Below are 14210 nucleotides of genomic sequence, written 5' to 3'. Positions count from 1 at the left end.
CGTCACGATTTAAAGACAAATGTACTCAACTTCCATATAGAGAGTGAGACACAGGTTTACTCACGATGGGGTTTATCGCCAGACTATCGCCACCATTCGGGAGGAAATCATGGTCTTGCACTCCACGCGCTGGCTGGCGCTCAGTTATTTCACTTACTTTTTTAGCTACGGTATTTTTCTGCCCTTCTGGAGCGTCTGGCTGGCCGGCAACGGGCTGACCCCGGAAACCATCGGCATTTTGCTTGGCGCCGGTCTGGTGGCCCGTTTTCTCGGCAGTCTGCTGATCGCCCCGCGGGTGAGCGATCCCTCCCGGCTGATCGCCGCGCTGCGCGTGCTGGCGCTGTTAACCTTGCTCTTCGCGCTGGCCTTCTGGGCCGGCAGCCACGTAGCATGGCTGCTGGCGATCATTGTGGGCTTCAACCTGTTCTTTTCGCCGCTGGTGCCGCTGACGGATGCTCTGGCCAATACCTGGCAAAAGCAGATCACCATGGACTATGGCCGGGTGCGGCTATGGGGCTCTATTGCCTTTGTGATTGGTTCGGCGCTGACCGGTAAGCTGGTGAGCCTGTTCGATTACCGGGCGATCCTGCTGATGCTAAGCCTGGGCGTCGCCTCGATGCTGCTCGGCATGTTGCTTAAGCCGTCGGTGATGCCTCAGGGGGCGTCGCGCCAGCAGCAGGGGGCCGGAATGGCGGCCTGGCTGACGCTGGTGCGCCAAAGCTGGCGCTTTCTCGCCTGCGTTTGTCTGCTGCAGGGGGCGCACGCCGCCTACTATGGCTTTAGCGCCATCTACTGGCAGCAGGCCGGCTATTCGGCCTCGGCGGTCGGTTATCTGTGGTCGTTAGGTGTGGTGGCGGAAGTGGTGATCTTCGCGCTGAGTAAAAAGGTGTTCCGCCGCTTCAGCGCGCGGGATCTGCTGCTGCTCTCTGCCCTGTGCGGGCTGGTTCGCTGGACGCTGATGGGCTGGACCACAGCGCTGCCGGGGCTTATCCTCGCGCAGATCCTTCACTGCGGGACCTTTACGGTGTGTCATCTGGCGGCGATGCGCTATATCGCCGCCCGCCAGGGCAGCGAAGTGATCCGCCTGCAGGCCGTCTACTCCGCGGTGGCGATGGGCGGGAGTATCGCCATCATGACCGTCTTCGCCGGCTTCCTCTACCAGCACCTGCACCAGGGCGTGTTCTGGGTAATGGCGCTGCTGACCATCCCGGCGTTGGCTATTCGGCCAAAAACGGTGGCGGCCTAGTCTTCGAGCATCGCGCAGATATGCTGCTGCTGGCGTTCGGTGAAGCAGTTCTCCGCGTGGATCAGCGGCGGTGAAAACAGCGGCAGCGCCGTCGCATAGGGAGTGACGATAAGCGTCACCCCTTTGGGCGCGCCTTCCTTCTGAAAGCGCTCTACGCTCTGGTATTTGATATTCAGCGGCAGCAGCGTCAGTTCGCGCAGCTGCTGCTCCAGGGCCGCTTCCATATCCGGATTATCATCGGTCAGCAGCAGAACCTGCTTCTCGTGCAGGTCGCTTTTCTGCATCAGCCAGGCGCCAAAGATCACCGCGATTAAGCTGGTCTCTTCCTCATTAAAACGGACGTGCCAGGCCTCCTCGAATTCGCTCAATGCCGCCTGGGTGGTGCGTAGTAAACGAGGATAGAGCCGGCTCACTTCCTCCGTGAGCGTGCTGTCGATGCCGATGGCAAACACGCTGCGGATCAATGCCTGCGACAAGTGAATATAAAGCTGGTCGCTCAGCCCCTGCTCGTCACTGAACGACCTGCCGGCGAGCATCTGGAAGCGGTGGATCAGGCCGGAAATAGCCAGCCGCAGGCGTCGATCCTGCGGGTGACCATCGCGAAGCGGATCGGGGGTTTTGAGCATCATAAACAGCAGCGAGAGGAAAAAAGGCTCTCCGACATGCGGCGGAGCGCCGACCCGGCGCTGCCAGTGGCGGACAATCTCCTGCGCCAGAGTGAACTCGGCGGCGGTCTGCGCCCAGCGTTGCTGTTCATCATTGAAGTCGGGTGAATAGCCCCGGTGATGCTCAAGCAGGCAGTACTGCAGGTACAGGCGCAGAAACTGGACGTCCCGGCAGTCGAACTGGCGATTGAGCGCTCGCGCGCAACGGTTCACCAGCGCCTGCAGGTTGGTATCATCGTACAAGGTACGGGCGATGCCTTCCTGTTTAAGCTGCGTTTTCAGCGCCGGGGTAAAATGATGGTTAACGAACTGCGGGCACAGGCGCAGCCCCCGCCGCAGCGCATGCAGCAGGCATAAACGTTGGTCGAGCGCGGCGCCTTCAATCCGATAGCTGCCGTCCACCTGTGACCGAAGGGTCAGGCGGTGGTAACGCTGAATTTCGCGTCCGGTCTCCTCGATATCCTGCCGGGCCGTGGTCTCATCAACGAGGTTGATTCTGCCAAGCCGTTCAGTCGTTACCGACTGTCCGGGCAGATAAAACATCAGGAGCACCTGGCTACGGCGCTGTGGACTGGAAAGCGCAGATGGTGGTTCAATGACGGTCATCATCTGGTAAGTTCCAGTTAGGGTTTCCGCTAAGGATAGACAATGACGGCGGCCGGGGCAGGGAAGTGCGCCCGCTTTAGCTCAGGATTGCTGGCGAAGTTCACAGAATTTTTCACGTGAGGAACAGATGAACAGAGTGAAACAATGCACCAGCGCGGCGTTTTTCATGGTTTTATCATGGACAGCCGCTGCGCATCCGCATAGCTTCATCAGTTTGCAGAGCGAGCCGGTGGTCAAAGACGGCCTGCTGAGCGCCTTTAAAATGCGCTGGACAATGGATGAAATAACCTCATCGGATCTGCTTTACGACGCCGGAAACGCTAAACCGGGCAGCGAAGTATGGAAAAAGCTGGCGGCGGAGGTGATGGCCAATGTGCTCGGCCAGCACTATTTCAGCGAGCTGTGGCACAACGGCCAGCGGGTGAAATTTGACAATCGCCCCGACGGCTACGGCCTTGAGCGCGACGGCCTGCAGGCGGTACTGACCTTTACCCTGCCGCTGGCGACGCCGCAACCCGTTGCCGGGCAGACATTTACCTTTTCCACTTTCGATCCGACCTACTATGTCGATATGTTTTATGACAAAGATAGCGATTTTTCCCTGCCCGCCGCGCTGCAGGCCGTCTGTAAGGCAACGGTGATGACGCCAAAACCGAATGACAAAATGCTCTCATACGCCCAGTCGCTGGATAAAGCGGATGCGCCGCCTGAGGATATGGCGCTGGGCAGCTATTTTGCCCAGAAGGTGACGCTGACATGTCAGTAATTTTTACCCCCCGCGCGCGAACTTCGCGCTGGAAAGCGCTGTGGCCGCTGGCGCTGCTGCTGGCCGTGAGCGTAACGGGCGGCATCTGGCTGTGGCTGGCCTGGCCGCAGGTGCTGATGCAGAGCGCGGTCTGGCAGCGCGCGCTCAATCTGGAGCTCAGCCGCCTGCTGCAGGCTGTGGCGGAGAACCCGGCTGCGGCGGGGCTGTCGCTGCTTGGATTCAGCTTCGTTTACGGGGTGCTGCATGCCTTAGGGCCCGGCCACGGCAAAATTGTCATTACGACCTGGCTTGCCACCCATCCCTCAAAGCTGAAATCGAGTATTAACCTGACGCTGGCCGCCTCTTTGTTGCAGGGGCTGGTGGCTATCGCGCTGGTGGTGGTGGTGCTGGCGCTACTGCAGCTGCCAGCGCGCCAGCTGCATCTCAGCAGTTTCTGGCTGGAGAAGGGCAGCTATTTGCTGGTGGGCGCGTTAGGTCTGCTGCTCTGCTGGCGGGCGCTGAAAAAGCTGCGTCTGCTGCTGAGCCGGCCAACGTTTACCGCGTTCACCCCGCATCATGTTCATAACGAACACTGCGGCTGCGGGCATCAGCATCTCCCGGCCCCGGAGCAGCTGCAGGCCGGCGACGACTGGCGGGCTCGCACCGTGATTGTCCTGTCGATGGGCATGCGTCCCTGCTCGGGGGCGATCATGGTCCTGCTGTTCAGCAAAGTGATCGGGGTGTTCAGCTGGGGGATGGCGGCGGCGCTGGCGATGGCGGCAGGGACCTCATTGACTATCACGGCGCTGGCGCTGCTGGTGCACAGTTTTCGCCAGCTGGCGGTGAAGCTGGGTCAGCATCAGGCACCGCCGCTGTGGCGCCAGGTAGGCTGGCTGACGCTGGCGCTGGCCGGCGGCGTCATTTTGCTCGCGGCGGCAGGCGTGATGTGGTTCAGCGCCGTCCCGGCCGGCGGCGGGATCCGTCCGTTTTAGCCAGGCGTCGGGCGCAAATCCGAAAGTGGGCGCCGGCGCTTGCCGCTGACGCGGCGATGCTCTAGTTTTCCGCTTTTCGGCGGATGACAAGGAGTCGCTATGGCCGCAAATATCGTTTCTCCCGCGCAGAACGGGCGGTTCTATTATGGCTGCGCCGGCGCCGCCGGGCTGCTGGCGGGCCTGGCGATCGTCTTCTGGTTTCCAGCCCCGGCCAGCTGGTGGCCGTCCGATCTGGTGCGCGTCTACCACGCCATGCCGTATGTTATGCGATTCGGGGTGACGAGTGTCGCGGATATCCCGCTGGTGGCCTACGCCACCCTGACGCTGTCAGGCTTCGTGCTGGCCTTTTGCCATCCCGGACACAGTAAACTGCCCATCGTCGCCTGGGCTGTGCATAACCAACCCTCGCCGCGGGAGATGGTCGACTGGATCCTGCGCAGTTGGGCGTTGCAGTTGGGTTTTCTGGTGATCATTTTCTGGCGTTTCGCGTTTATGAGTAAGCTAAGCAGCGACAGGCTAATGCAGATTGCGGGCATCTGTAACGACGTTTGCTATCTGGCCACGCTGGTGCTGGCAGCAATACTGCTGCGCGACGGCTGGCGCGGCGTTAAAGGCGTTGCCGCACCGGCAGGCAATATTCGCATTCCGCTGATCGTTGCCCTGAGTTTTTATCTGCCGTTTCAGCTGGTATGGATTTTACTCAGTGCGCAGCAGTATGAGCTGCCGCTGTGGGGATGGCTGCTGCTGGTTCCGGCGATGGTGGGCGTGCTGCTCGCTCGCCTGGCGACGGTAGGAATAGCGCTGTGTTTCCGGTGCTGGCTGGGGCCGCAGGGCTGCCTGCGCTGGCGCGGACCGCTGGCTTTATTTAGCGGCCTGACGGTGCTCTGTATTGGCGGTAATGCGGTGATTCGCCAGATCCTGAGGATGCTGTCATGACATAAAAAAAGGAAGCCGCGGCTTCCTTTTTGACATCAGTAAGAGATTAACGCTTCAGCGCATCGCTCAGCTGCTCGCGCATGTTCGCCAGCATCGCTTTTACCACGCGCGGGTTACCGGCAACGATGTTGCCCGTCAGCATATAGTTATGACCGCCGGTGAAGTCGCACACGATAGCGCCTGCTTCACGAGCGATCAGCTCGCCTGCGGCGAAATCCCATGGTTTCAGGGCGATTTCAAAGTAACCGTCAACGCGGCCGGCGGCAACGTAGGCCAGATCCAGTGCGGCGGAGCCGGTACGGCGGAAATCGGCGCATTCGGTGAACATGTTGCCGAGAATATTCATGTAAGTGGTGGCGTGCTGCTTCGCCTTGAACGGGAAGCCGGTCGCGATGATGGTGCCGTCGAGGTCGCGAGCGTTGCTGCCGCGCAGACGGTAGCCGTTCAGCTGCGCGCCCTGGCCGCGGGTCGCGGTGAACAGTTCGTTACGCATCGGATCGTAAACCACCGCGACTTCAGTACGGCCTTTGATGCGTACGGCGATGGAAACAGAGAAGTGCGGCAGACGTTTAACGAAGTTGGTGGTGCCATCCAGTGGATCGATAACCCATTGAACATCCTGCTCTTCACCAGCGTGTTCACCGCTTTCTTCGGTGATAATGGTGTGCTGCGGGTAAGATTTGCGAATGGTTTCGATAATAATCGCTTCGGCGGCTTTATCGACGTTGGTCACAAAATCATTGCTGCCTTTCTGGCTGGTTTCTACGGTGTCTGGCGTTTCGTAGTGTTTGGCAATTAAATTACCCGCCTTGCGCGCGGCGCGCACGGCGATGTTCAGCATCGGATGCATCGGTCTCTCTCACTGGATGTTAAAGAACGGGAAAAAACGGCGCATATAATAACAGCGAAATCTGCTTATGTCTCCGTTTTATGGTAGCATGCCCGAATAATCTTTAGCCGAAGAACCATAATGCTGCAAAATATTCGAATCGTACTGGTAGAAACTTCCCACACCGGCAATATGGGCTCCGTTGCCCGCGCGATGAAAACCATGGGCTTAACCAACCTGTGGCTGGTCAATCCGCTGGTGAAGCCTGATTCCCAGGCCATTGCGCTGGCCGCGGGCGCCAGCGACGTCATTGGCAACGCGCAGATCGTCGATACCCTTGATGAAGCGCTGGCGGGCTGTAGCCTGGTGGTTGGCACCAGCGCGCGCTCCCGCACGCTGCCGTGGCCGATGCTCGACCCGCGCGAATGCGGTCTGAAAAGCATCGCCGAAGGCCAGCATGCGCCGGTGGCGCTGGTGTTTGGCCGCGAGCGCGTTGGCCTGACTAACGATGAACTGCAGAAGTGTCACTACCATGTGGCCATCGCCGCCAACCCGGAGTACAGCTCGCTGAACCTGGCGATGGCGGTGCAGGTTATCGCCTATGAAGTGCGGATGGCCTGGCTGGCGGCGCAGGAGCAAGCGCAGCCGGCGGTTGAACATGAAGAGGCGCCGTACCCGCTGGTGGACGATCTGGAGCGATTCTACGACCATCTTGAGCAGACGCTGCTGGCGACGGGCTTTATCCGCCCGAATCATCCGGGGCAGGTGATGAACAAGCTGCGTCGTCTGTTCACCCGCGCACGTCCGGAAAGCCAGGAGCTGAACATCCTGCGCGGCATGCTGGCGTCTATTGAGCAGCAGAATAAAGGTAAGTAAGAGCGTTAACGCCGGATGGCGCTTCGCTTATCCGGCCTACGAATCTACATCTCTGTTGTAGCCCGGGCGAGGCCTTTGGCCGACCCCGGGAGCGGCTCGAAATTAATAACGGCACGGAAAGCCAAATACCTGACTAAAACAGTCAAGTAAATAGTTGACCAAATTACTCGGGAATGTCAGACTTGGCCCTGCTATGCAATACCCATATTAATAAAAAGCCCGGCCAGGGGCGAGTTTGAGGTTAAGTAAGACATGAGACTGACATCTAAAGGGCGTTATGCCGTGACCGCGATGCTTGACGTTGCGCTCAACTCTGAAACGGGCCCGGTGCCGTTGGCAGATATTTCAGAGCGTCAGGGAATTTCGCTTTCCTATCTGGAACAGCTGTTCTCTCGCCTGCGTAAAAATGGCCTGGTTTCCAGCGTTCGTGGCCCAGGCGGTGGTTATCTGTTAGGTAAAGATGCCGGCAGTATCGCCGTCGGCGAAGTCATCAGCGCCGTGGACGAATCCGTTGACGCCACCCGTTGCCAGGGCAAGGGCGGCTGTCAGGGCGGCGATAAATGCCTGACTCACGCGCTGTGGCGCGATCTGAGCGAGCGTCTGACCGGCTTCCTGAACAATATCACCCTCGGAGAACTGGTGAATAACCAGGAGATCCTCGATGTTTCCGGTCGTCAGCATCAGCACGAAACCCAGCGCAATGCGCGCACCCAGGACGCGATCGACGTTAAACTGCGCGCCTGAGTGACCCGTCCCGTTTCGGGCTGCGGCTGACAGGGCGAGGCAGCGCGAAACGGCGGGACAACGATTATAAAGAGCTTTCAGAATCAGGCCGGGATGCTCCGACATTCCGTGTACTCGGTCGTACATCAAGCCGGTTGCCTGATTCCTTGCATTGAGTGATGTACGGAGTTTAAGAGCAATGAAATTACCGATTTACCTCGATTACTCCGCAACCACGCCGGTGGACCCGCGTGTTGCCGAGAAAATGATGCAGTTCCTGACCATGGACGGGACCTTTGGTAACCCGGCCTCTCGTTCCCACCGTTTTGGCTGGCAGGCTGAAGAGGCGGTTGATATCGCCCGCAATCAGATTGCCGAGCTGGTCGGTGCCGACCCGCGCGAAATCGTCTTTACCTCTGGTGCGACTGAATCCGACAACCTGGCGATCAAGGGTGCTGCCAACTTTTATCAGAAAAAAGGCAAGCACATCATCACCAGCAAAACCGAGCATAAAGCGGTTCTGGATACCTGCCGTCAGCTGGAGCGCGAAGGCTTCGAAGTGACCTACCTGGCGCCGCAGAGCAACGGGATTATCGATCTGAAAGAGCTGGAAGCGGCGATGCGTGACGACACCATCCTGGTTTCCATCATGCATGTGAATAACGAAATCGGCGTGGTGCAGGATATCGCTACCATCGGCGAGATGTGTCGCGCCCGCGGTATCATTTACCACGTAGACGCCACCCAGAGCGTGGGCAAGCTGCCTATCGATCTCAGCCAGCTGAAAGTGGACCTGATGTCCTTCTCCGGTCACAAAATCTACGGTCCGAAAGGCATCGGCGCGCTGTACGTGCGTCGTAAGCCGCGCATTCGTATCGAAGCGCAAATCCACGGCGGCGGCCACGAGCGCGGTATGCGTTCCGGTACTCTGCCTGTTCACCAGATCGTCGGCATGGGTGAAGCTTACCGTATCGCCAAAGAAGAGATGGAAAGCGAGATGGCGCGTCTGCGCACGCTGCGCAACCGTCTGTGGAACGGCGTGAAGGATATGGAAGAAGTGTACCTCAACGGCGACCTTGAGCAGGGCGCGCCGAACATTCTTAACGTCAGCTTCAACTATGTTGAAGGCGAGTCGCTGATTATGGCGCTGAAAGACCTGGCGGTTTCCTCCGGTTCAGCCTGTACTTCCGCGAGCCTTGAGCCATCCTACGTGCTGCGCGCGTTAGGCATGACTGATGAACTGGCGCACAGTTCTATTCGTTTCTCTTTAGGTCGTTTCACTACCGAAGAAGAGATTGACTACGCCATCAACCTGATTCGTAAATCCATTGGCCGTCTGCGCGAGCTTTCTCCACTGTGGGAAATGTTCAAACAGGGCGTGGATCTGAACAGTATTGAATGGTCACATCACTAATTCGGCACCAATAAGGAGAATTCATCATGGCATACAGCGAAAAAGTTATCGATCATTACGAGAACCCGCGCAACGTCGGCTCTTTTGACAACAGCGACGAGAACGTCGGCAGCGGCATGGTCGGCGCGCCGGCCTGCGGCGACGTGATGAAGTTGCAGATTAAAGTCAACAATGAAGGTATCATTGAAGACGCGCGCTTCAAGACCTACGGCTGTGGTTCTGCTATCGCTTCCAGCTCCCTGGTCACCGAGTGGGTGAAGGGTAAATCCCTGGACGAAGCGCAGGCGATCAAGAACACCGATATCGCCGATGAACTGGAACTGCCGCCGGTGAAAATTCACTGCTCTATTCTGGCGGAAGACGCGATTAAAGCCGCGATTGCGGATTACAAAAGCAAACGTGAAGCAAAATAATTAGTTGAGGTTTTGTTATGTCGATTACTCTTAGCGACAGTGCAGCAGCGCGAGTCAATGCCTTCCTGGCAAACCGCGGAAAAGGGTTTGGCCTGCGCCTGGGCGTGAGAACCTCCGGCTGCTCAGGTATGGCCTATGTACTGGAGTTTGTTGACGAGCCGGCGGCTGAAGACACCGTGTTTGAAGACAAAGGCGTGAAGGTCGTGATCGACGGCAAAAGTCTGCAATTCCTCGACGGCACGCAGCTGGACTTCGTCAAAGAAGGCCTTAACGAAGGGTTTAAGTTCACCAACCCGAACGTCAAAGATGAGTGCGGCTGCGGCGAAAGCTTTAACGTATAATCGGTACACCCCAACCCCACCGCGGTCACGCCGCGCGTGGGGTTTTCGTTTAGATGCATGACCCTGAGGTTACTATGGACTATTTCACCCTCTTCGGGTTACCAGCCAGCTATACCCTCTCGCTTGAACAACTGGCTGTCCGGTATCAGGATCTGCAGCGCCAGTACCATCCGGATAAATTTGCCAGCGCGCCCGCTGCGGAGCAGCTTGCGGCGGTTCAGTATTCCGCCACCATTAACCAGGCCTGGCAGACGCTGCGCCATCCCCTGACCCGCGCAGAATACCTCCTCTCGCTGCATGGCTTCGATCTGGCCAGCGAGCAGCATACCGTTCGCGATACCGCGTTCCTGATGGAACAGCTGGAACTGCGCGAAGAGTTGGATGAGATCGGCCAGGCGAAAGACGAAGCGCGGCTGGAAAGCTTTATCAAACGAGTGAAAGCGCTGTTTGATACCCGCCATCAGCTGATGGTTGACCAATTGCATAATGAGAGCTGGGAGGCGGCGGCGGACACGGTGCGTAAGCTCCGTTTCCTCGATAAACTGCGCAGCAGTGCTGAAGAACTCGAAGAAAAACTGCTCGATTTTTAATTTTCGGAAGCAATTATGGCCTTATTACAAATTAGTGAGCCCGGCCTGAGCGCCGCGCCGCACCAGCGTCGTCTGGCGGCCGGTATCGACCTGGGCACCACCAATTCTCTGGTGGCTACCGTGCGTAGCGGCCAGGCCGAGACTCTGCCCGATCATCAAGGCCGCTATCTGCTGCCGTCGGTGGTGAACTACCACGCATCGGGGCTGACCGTCGGCTATGACGCCCGGCTGAACGCCGCCCAGGATCCCGCCAACACCATCAGCTCCGTGAAACGGATGATGGGGCGCTCCCTCGCCGATATCCAACATCGCTATCCGCATCTGCCGTATCAGCTGCAGGCCAGTGAAAACGGCCTGCCGATGATCCAGACCGCCGGCGGCCTGCTGAACCCGATTCGCGTCTCCGCCGATATTCTGAAAGCGCTGGCTGCCCGGGCCACTGAAGCGCTGGCCGGCGAGCTCGACGGCGTGGTGATCACCGTTCCCGCTTATTTTGATGACGCCCAGCGTCAGGGGACCAAAGACGCGGCGCGTCTGGCGGGTCTGCACGTGCTGCGCCTGCTTAATGAACCGACCGCGGCGGCTATCGCCTATGGCCTTGATTCCGGCCAGGAAGGGGTGATTGCGGTCTACGATCTCGGCGGCGGCACCTTCGATATCTCTATTCTGCGCTTAAGCCGCGGGGTGTTTGAAGTGCTGGCTACCGGCGGCGATTCCGCTCTCGGCGGCGATGACTTCGATCATCTGCTGGCGGACTACCTGCGCGAGCAGGCAGGCTTCAGCGACCGTAGCGACAACCGCCTGCAGCGTGAGCTGCTGGATGCCGCCATCGCGGCGAAAATTGCCCTTAGCGATGCCGAGGTGGCGCACGTTGAGGTCGGCGGCTGGCAGGGCGATATTACCCGCAGCCAGTTTAACGATCTGATCGCCCCGCTGGTAAAACGCACGTTAATGGCCTGCCGCCGGGCGTTGAAAGACGCTGGCGTTGAGGCGCAAGAGGTGCTGGAAGTGGTGATGGTCGGCGGTTCGACCCGCGTGCCGCTGGTGCGTGAGCGCGTAGGCGAATTCTTCGGCCGCACCCCGCTGACCGCCATTGACCCGGACAAAGTCGTCGCCATTGGCGCGGCGATCCAGGCCGATATTCTGGTCGGCAACAAGCCGGACAGCGAACTGCTGCTGCTCGACGTTATCCCGCTGTCGTTAGGGCTGGAAACCATGGGCGGTCTGGTGGAGAAAGTGATCCCGCGTAATACCACCATTCCGGTGGCCCGCGCCCAGGAGTTCACCACCTTCAAAGATGGCCAGACGGCGATGTCCATTCATGTGATGCAGGGCGAGCGTGAGCTGGTGCAGGATTGCCGTTCGCTGGCGCGCTTTGCGCTGCGCGGTATCCCGGCGCTGCCGGCGGGCGGGGCGCATATTCGCGTCACCTTCCAGGTGGATGCCGATGGCCTGCTGAGCGTCACGGCGATGGAAAAATCGACCGGCGTGGAAGCCTCTATTCAGGTGAAACCGTCTTACGGTCTGACCGATGGCGAAATCGCCACCATGATTAAAGATTCGATGAGCTACGCCGAACAGGATATTCAGGCGCGCATGCTGGCTGAACAGAAAGTAGAAGCCGCACGCGTCCTGGAAAGCCTGACAAGCGCGCTGGCCGCCGACGCCGCGCTGTTAAGCGCCGCGGAGCGTCAGGCTATCGATGCTGCTGCGGAGCAGGTACGCGCCGCCGCGGCAGGCGACGACGCCGACGCCATTAAAGAAGCGATTAAAAATATCGACACACAAACCCAGGAATTCGCCGCCCGCCGTATGGATCAGTCGGTCCGTATCGCGCTGAAAGGCCAATCCGTGGACGAGGTTTAAAATGCCAAAAATTGTATTTCTGCCCCACCAGGACCTGTGTCCGGATGGCATCGTTGTGGAAGCTGAGACCGGTGAGACTATTCTGGATGCGGCGCTGCGTAGCGGCATCGAGATTGAACACGCTTGCGAAAAATCCTGTGCCTGCACCACCTGCCACTGCATCGTGCGTGAAGGCTTTGACTCGCTGGCGGAAAGTACCGAAGATGAAGACGATATGCTGGATAAAGCCTGGGGACTGGAGCCTGACAGCCGCCTGAGCTGCCAGGCGCGCGTCACCGACGAAGATCTGGTCGTTGAGATCCCGCGTTACACCATCAACCACGCACGCGAGCACTAATATGGCACTGAAATGGACCGACAGTCGTGAAATCGGCGAAGCGCTGTATGACGCTTACCCTGACCTCGACCCAAAAACCGTTCGCTTTACCGACATGCATCAGTGGATTTGCGATCTGGAAGAGTTTGATGATGATCCGAACGCATCCAATGAAAAAATTCTCGAGGCGATTCTGTTAGTCTGGTTAGACGAAGCCGAATAATTTTCGCGTCATGATTTATGCGGCGGTATAAAGTCGGATGAATCATCGAGCGAGAGAACGTTACGGGCTGCCATACGGTGGCCCGTTTGCTAAGAAGGATAATGATAATGACCGAAGCCATGAAGATTACGCTTTCCACTCAGCCAGCCGATGCGCGCTGGGGAGAGAAGGCGTCTTACAGCATTAATAATGATGGCATTGCCCTGCATCTCAACGGTAAAGACGACCTGGGCTTGATTCAGCGCGCGGCGCGTAAAATTGACGGCATGGGCATCAAGCATGTCGCGTTAAGCGGCGAAGGCTGGAACACCGACCGCGCGTGGGCGTTCTGGGCGGGCTATAAAGGCCCGAAAGGCACCCGAAAAGTTGAATGGCCGACCCTGGACGATGTGCAGAAAAGCGAGCTGGATAACCGTCTGACCATTATTGACTGGGTGCGCGACACCATCAATGCGCCGGCGGAAGAGCTGGGCCCGGAACAGCTGGCGCAGCGCGCCGTCGACCTGCTGTGCAGCGTGGCGGGCGAAAAGATGAGCTATCGCATCACCAAAGGCGAAGATCTGCGTGAGCAGGGCTATCTCGGCCTGCACACCGTCGGCCGCGGCTCCGAGCGTCCGCCGGTTCTGCTGGCGCTGGACTATAACCCGACCGGCGATAAAGAAGCCCCGGTATACGCCTGTCTGGTAGGTAAAGGCATCACCTTTGATTCCGGCGGCTACAGCATCAAACAGAGCGCCTTTATGGATTCAATGAAGTCTGATATGGGCGGCGCGGCGACTGTCACCGGCGCTCTGGCTTTCGCCATTACCCGCGGGCTGAATAAGCGCGTGAAGCTCTATCTGTGCTGCGCCGACAACCTGATCAGCGGCAACGCTTTCAAACTGGGCGATATTATTCATTATCGCAACGGCAAAACCGTCGAAGTGATGAACACCGACGCCGAAGGTCGTCTGGTGCTGGCGGATGGCCTGATTGACGCTTCGGCGCAGAAGCCTGAGCTGATCGTCGATGCCGCCACCCTGACCGGCGCGGCGAAAACCGCCCTCGGCAACGACTACCACGCGCTGTTCAGCTTTGACGATGCGCTGGCGAATCGCCTGCTGGCGAGCGCCCAGGCGGAAAATGAAGCGTTCTGGCGTCTGCCGCTGGCCGAATTCCACCGTAATCAGCTGCCGTCTAACTTCGCGGAACTGAACAATACCGGCAGCGCCGCCTATCCGGCCGGCGCCAGCACCGCGGCGGGCTTCCTGTCCCACTTCGTGGAAAACTACCACCAGGGCTGGCTGCATATCGACTGTTCGGCAACCTACCGCAAATCGGCCGTTGAGCAGTGGTCGGCGGGCGCGACGGGGCTTGGCGTACGTACTATCGCCAATCTGCTGACGGCTGAGTAATGGCCTTGCCGGGTAGCGCTACGCTTACCCGGCCT

Annotated in this window: 16 protein-coding genes; 14 read left to right on the top strand and 2 right to left on the bottom strand. The window is 58.8% G+C overall.

What is annotated here, in order from left to right; genetic code table 11:
- Positions 1-109: 109 nt before the first annotated feature.
- A complete protein-coding gene (locus ABLV76_RS04955) occupies positions 110-1246 on the top strand; it encodes a 3-phenylpropionate MFS transporter (protein ID WP_017900423.1) in 1137 nt (378 codons plus the stop codon).
- On the opposite strand, the gene csiE is transcribed toward ABLV76_RS04955, so the two are convergent.
- Positions 1243-2520 carry a stationary phase inducible protein CsiE gene (gene csiE, locus ABLV76_RS04950; RefSeq protein WP_017900424.1) on the bottom strand — a complete coding sequence of 426 codons (1278 nt, stop codon included), beginning with the start codon at positions 2518-2520 and terminating at the stop codon, positions 1243-1245. The two genes, ABLV76_RS04955 and csiE, sit on opposite strands and share 4 nt — an antisense overlap.
- A gap of 124 nt (positions 2521-2644) precedes the next feature.
- On the opposite strand from csiE, the gene ABLV76_RS04945 reads away from it, so the two are divergent.
- The 3 genes from ABLV76_RS04945 (at position 2645) to ABLV76_RS04935 (ending at position 5190) form a co-directional block, all read left to right on the top strand.
- Positions 2645-3283, top strand: coding sequence for a DUF1007 family protein (locus tag ABLV76_RS04945; RefSeq protein ID WP_004201860.1), 639 nt, complete (start codon positions 2645-2647; stop codon positions 3281-3283).
- Positions 3274-4254 (top strand): nickel/cobalt transporter, encoded by a 981-nt coding sequence (locus ABLV76_RS04940; RefSeq protein ID WP_004201862.1) that lies wholly within the window; start codon positions 3274-3276, stop codon positions 4252-4254. Before ABLV76_RS04945 ends, ABLV76_RS04940 begins: the two co-directional genes overlap by 10 nt.
- 99 nt (positions 4255-4353) lie before the next feature.
- Positions 4354-5190 carry a hypothetical protein gene (locus ABLV76_RS04935; protein WP_348878205.1) on the top strand — a complete coding sequence of 279 codons (837 nt, stop codon included), beginning with the start codon at positions 4354-4356 and terminating at the stop codon, positions 5188-5190.
- Between the two features lie 46 nt (positions 5191-5236).
- Here the strand turns inward: ABLV76_RS04935 and suhB are convergent, their stop codons facing one another.
- Entirely contained in the window at positions 5237-6040 is an 804-nt protein-coding gene (suhB, locus tag ABLV76_RS04930) for an inositol-1-monophosphatase (protein WP_002913995.1), read from the bottom strand.
- A gap of 120 nt (positions 6041-6160) precedes the next feature.
- On the opposite strand from suhB, the gene trmJ reads away from it, so the two are divergent.
- The 10 genes from trmJ to pepB all read left to right on the top strand — a co-directional run bounded on the left by trmJ (position 6161) and on the right by pepB (position 14175).
- Positions 6161-6895 (top strand): tRNA (cytosine(32)/uridine(32)-2'-O)-methyltransferase TrmJ, encoded by a 735-nt coding sequence (gene trmJ / locus ABLV76_RS04925; protein WP_017900427.1) that lies wholly within the window; start codon positions 6161-6163, stop codon positions 6893-6895.
- A gap of 252 nt (positions 6896-7147) precedes the next feature.
- A complete protein-coding gene (gene iscR, locus ABLV76_RS04920) occupies positions 7148-7639 on the top strand; it encodes a Fe-S cluster assembly transcriptional regulator IscR (RefSeq protein WP_002913993.1) in 492 nt (163 codons plus the stop codon).
- A 178-nt stretch (positions 7640-7817) separates the two neighbouring features.
- Positions 7818-9032 carry a cysteine desulfurase gene (iscS, locus tag ABLV76_RS04915; RefSeq protein WP_017900428.1) on the top strand — a complete coding sequence of 405 codons (1215 nt, stop codon included), beginning with the start codon at positions 7818-7820 and terminating at the stop codon, positions 9030-9032.
- A 26-nt stretch (positions 9033-9058) separates the two neighbouring features.
- Positions 9059-9445, top strand: coding sequence for a Fe-S cluster assembly scaffold IscU (gene iscU / locus ABLV76_RS04910; protein WP_002913991.1), 387 nt, complete (start codon positions 9059-9061; stop codon positions 9443-9445).
- Between the two features lie 17 nt (positions 9446-9462).
- The gene (iscA, locus tag ABLV76_RS04905; protein ID WP_002913979.1) at positions 9463-9786 is read left to right on the top strand and encodes an iron-sulfur cluster assembly protein IscA; all 324 of its coding nucleotides are present in this window, start codon (positions 9463-9465) and stop codon (positions 9784-9786) included.
- 74 nt (positions 9787-9860) lie between these two features.
- A complete protein-coding gene (gene hscB / locus ABLV76_RS04900; protein ID WP_004201868.1) occupies positions 9861-10376 on the top strand; it encodes a co-chaperone HscB in 516 nt (171 codons plus the stop codon).
- 15 nt (positions 10377-10391) lie between these two features.
- Positions 10392-12242, top strand: coding sequence for a Fe-S protein assembly chaperone HscA (hscA, locus tag ABLV76_RS04895; protein WP_004201870.1), 1851 nt, complete (start codon positions 10392-10394; stop codon positions 12240-12242).
- Position 12243: 1 nt separating this feature from the next.
- Positions 12244-12579: an ISC system 2Fe-2S type ferredoxin gene (gene fdx / locus ABLV76_RS04890; protein WP_004201872.1), complete on the top strand. Its 336-nt coding sequence runs from the start codon at positions 12244-12246 to the stop codon at positions 12577-12579.
- A gap of 1 nt (position 12580) precedes the next feature.
- Positions 12581-12781 (top strand): Fe-S cluster assembly protein IscX, encoded by a 201-nt coding sequence (gene iscX, locus ABLV76_RS04885; RefSeq protein ID WP_002913954.1) that lies wholly within the window; start codon positions 12581-12583, stop codon positions 12779-12781.
- A 107-nt stretch (positions 12782-12888) separates the two neighbouring features.
- The gene (pepB, locus tag ABLV76_RS04880; RefSeq protein WP_004201874.1) at positions 12889-14175 is read left to right on the top strand and encodes an aminopeptidase PepB; all 1287 of its coding nucleotides are present in this window, start codon (positions 12889-12891) and stop codon (positions 14173-14175) included.
- Positions 14176-14210: the final 35 nt, after the last annotated feature.

The organism is Klebsiella sp. GB_Kp047, assembly GCF_040065235.1.
Taxonomy (GTDB): Bacteria; Pseudomonadota; Gammaproteobacteria; order Enterobacterales; family Enterobacteriaceae; genus Klebsiella; species Klebsiella quasipneumoniae.
The sequence above is the reverse complement of the archived record's forward strand: the minus strand, read 5'-3'. Positions and strand labels throughout refer to the sequence as shown.

Coding starts and splice junctions, on each gene's coding strand:
- ABLV76_RS04955 (WP_017900423.1), top strand. CDS start 110: ATGGTCTTGCACTCCACGCGCTGGCTGGCGCTCAGTTATTTCACTTAC.
- csiE (WP_017900424.1), bottom strand. CDS start 2,520: ATGATGACCGTCATTGAACCACCATCTGCGCTTTCCAGTCCACAGCGC.
- ABLV76_RS04945 (WP_004201860.1), top strand. CDS start 2,645: ATGAACAGAGTGAAACAATGCACCAGCGCGGCGTTTTTCATGGTTTTA.
- ABLV76_RS04940 (WP_004201862.1), top strand. CDS start 3,274: ATGTCAGTAATTTTTACCCCCCGCGCGCGAACTTCGCGCTGGAAAGCG.
- ABLV76_RS04935 (WP_348878205.1), top strand. CDS start 4,354: ATGGCCGCAAATATCGTTTCTCCCGCGCAGAACGGGCGGTTCTATTAT.
- suhB (WP_002913995.1), bottom strand. CDS start 6,040: ATGCATCCGATGCTGAACATCGCCGTGCGCGCCGCGCGCAAGGCGGGT.
- trmJ (WP_017900427.1), top strand. CDS start 6,161: ATGCTGCAAAATATTCGAATCGTACTGGTAGAAACTTCCCACACCGGC.
- iscR (WP_002913993.1), top strand. CDS start 7,148: ATGAGACTGACATCTAAAGGGCGTTATGCCGTGACCGCGATGCTTGAC.
- iscS (WP_017900428.1), top strand. CDS start 7,818: ATGAAATTACCGATTTACCTCGATTACTCCGCAACCACGCCGGTGGAC.
- iscU (WP_002913991.1), top strand. CDS start 9,059: ATGGCATACAGCGAAAAAGTTATCGATCATTACGAGAACCCGCGCAAC.
- iscA (WP_002913979.1), top strand. CDS start 9,463: ATGTCGATTACTCTTAGCGACAGTGCAGCAGCGCGAGTCAATGCCTTC.
- hscB (WP_004201868.1), top strand. CDS start 9,861: ATGGACTATTTCACCCTCTTCGGGTTACCAGCCAGCTATACCCTCTCG.
- hscA (WP_004201870.1), top strand. CDS start 10,392: ATGGCCTTATTACAAATTAGTGAGCCCGGCCTGAGCGCCGCGCCGCAC.
- fdx (WP_004201872.1), top strand. CDS start 12,244: ATGCCAAAAATTGTATTTCTGCCCCACCAGGACCTGTGTCCGGATGGC.
- iscX (WP_002913954.1), top strand. CDS start 12,581: ATGGCACTGAAATGGACCGACAGTCGTGAAATCGGCGAAGCGCTGTAT.
- pepB (WP_004201874.1), top strand. CDS start 12,889: ATGACCGAAGCCATGAAGATTACGCTTTCCACTCAGCCAGCCGATGCG.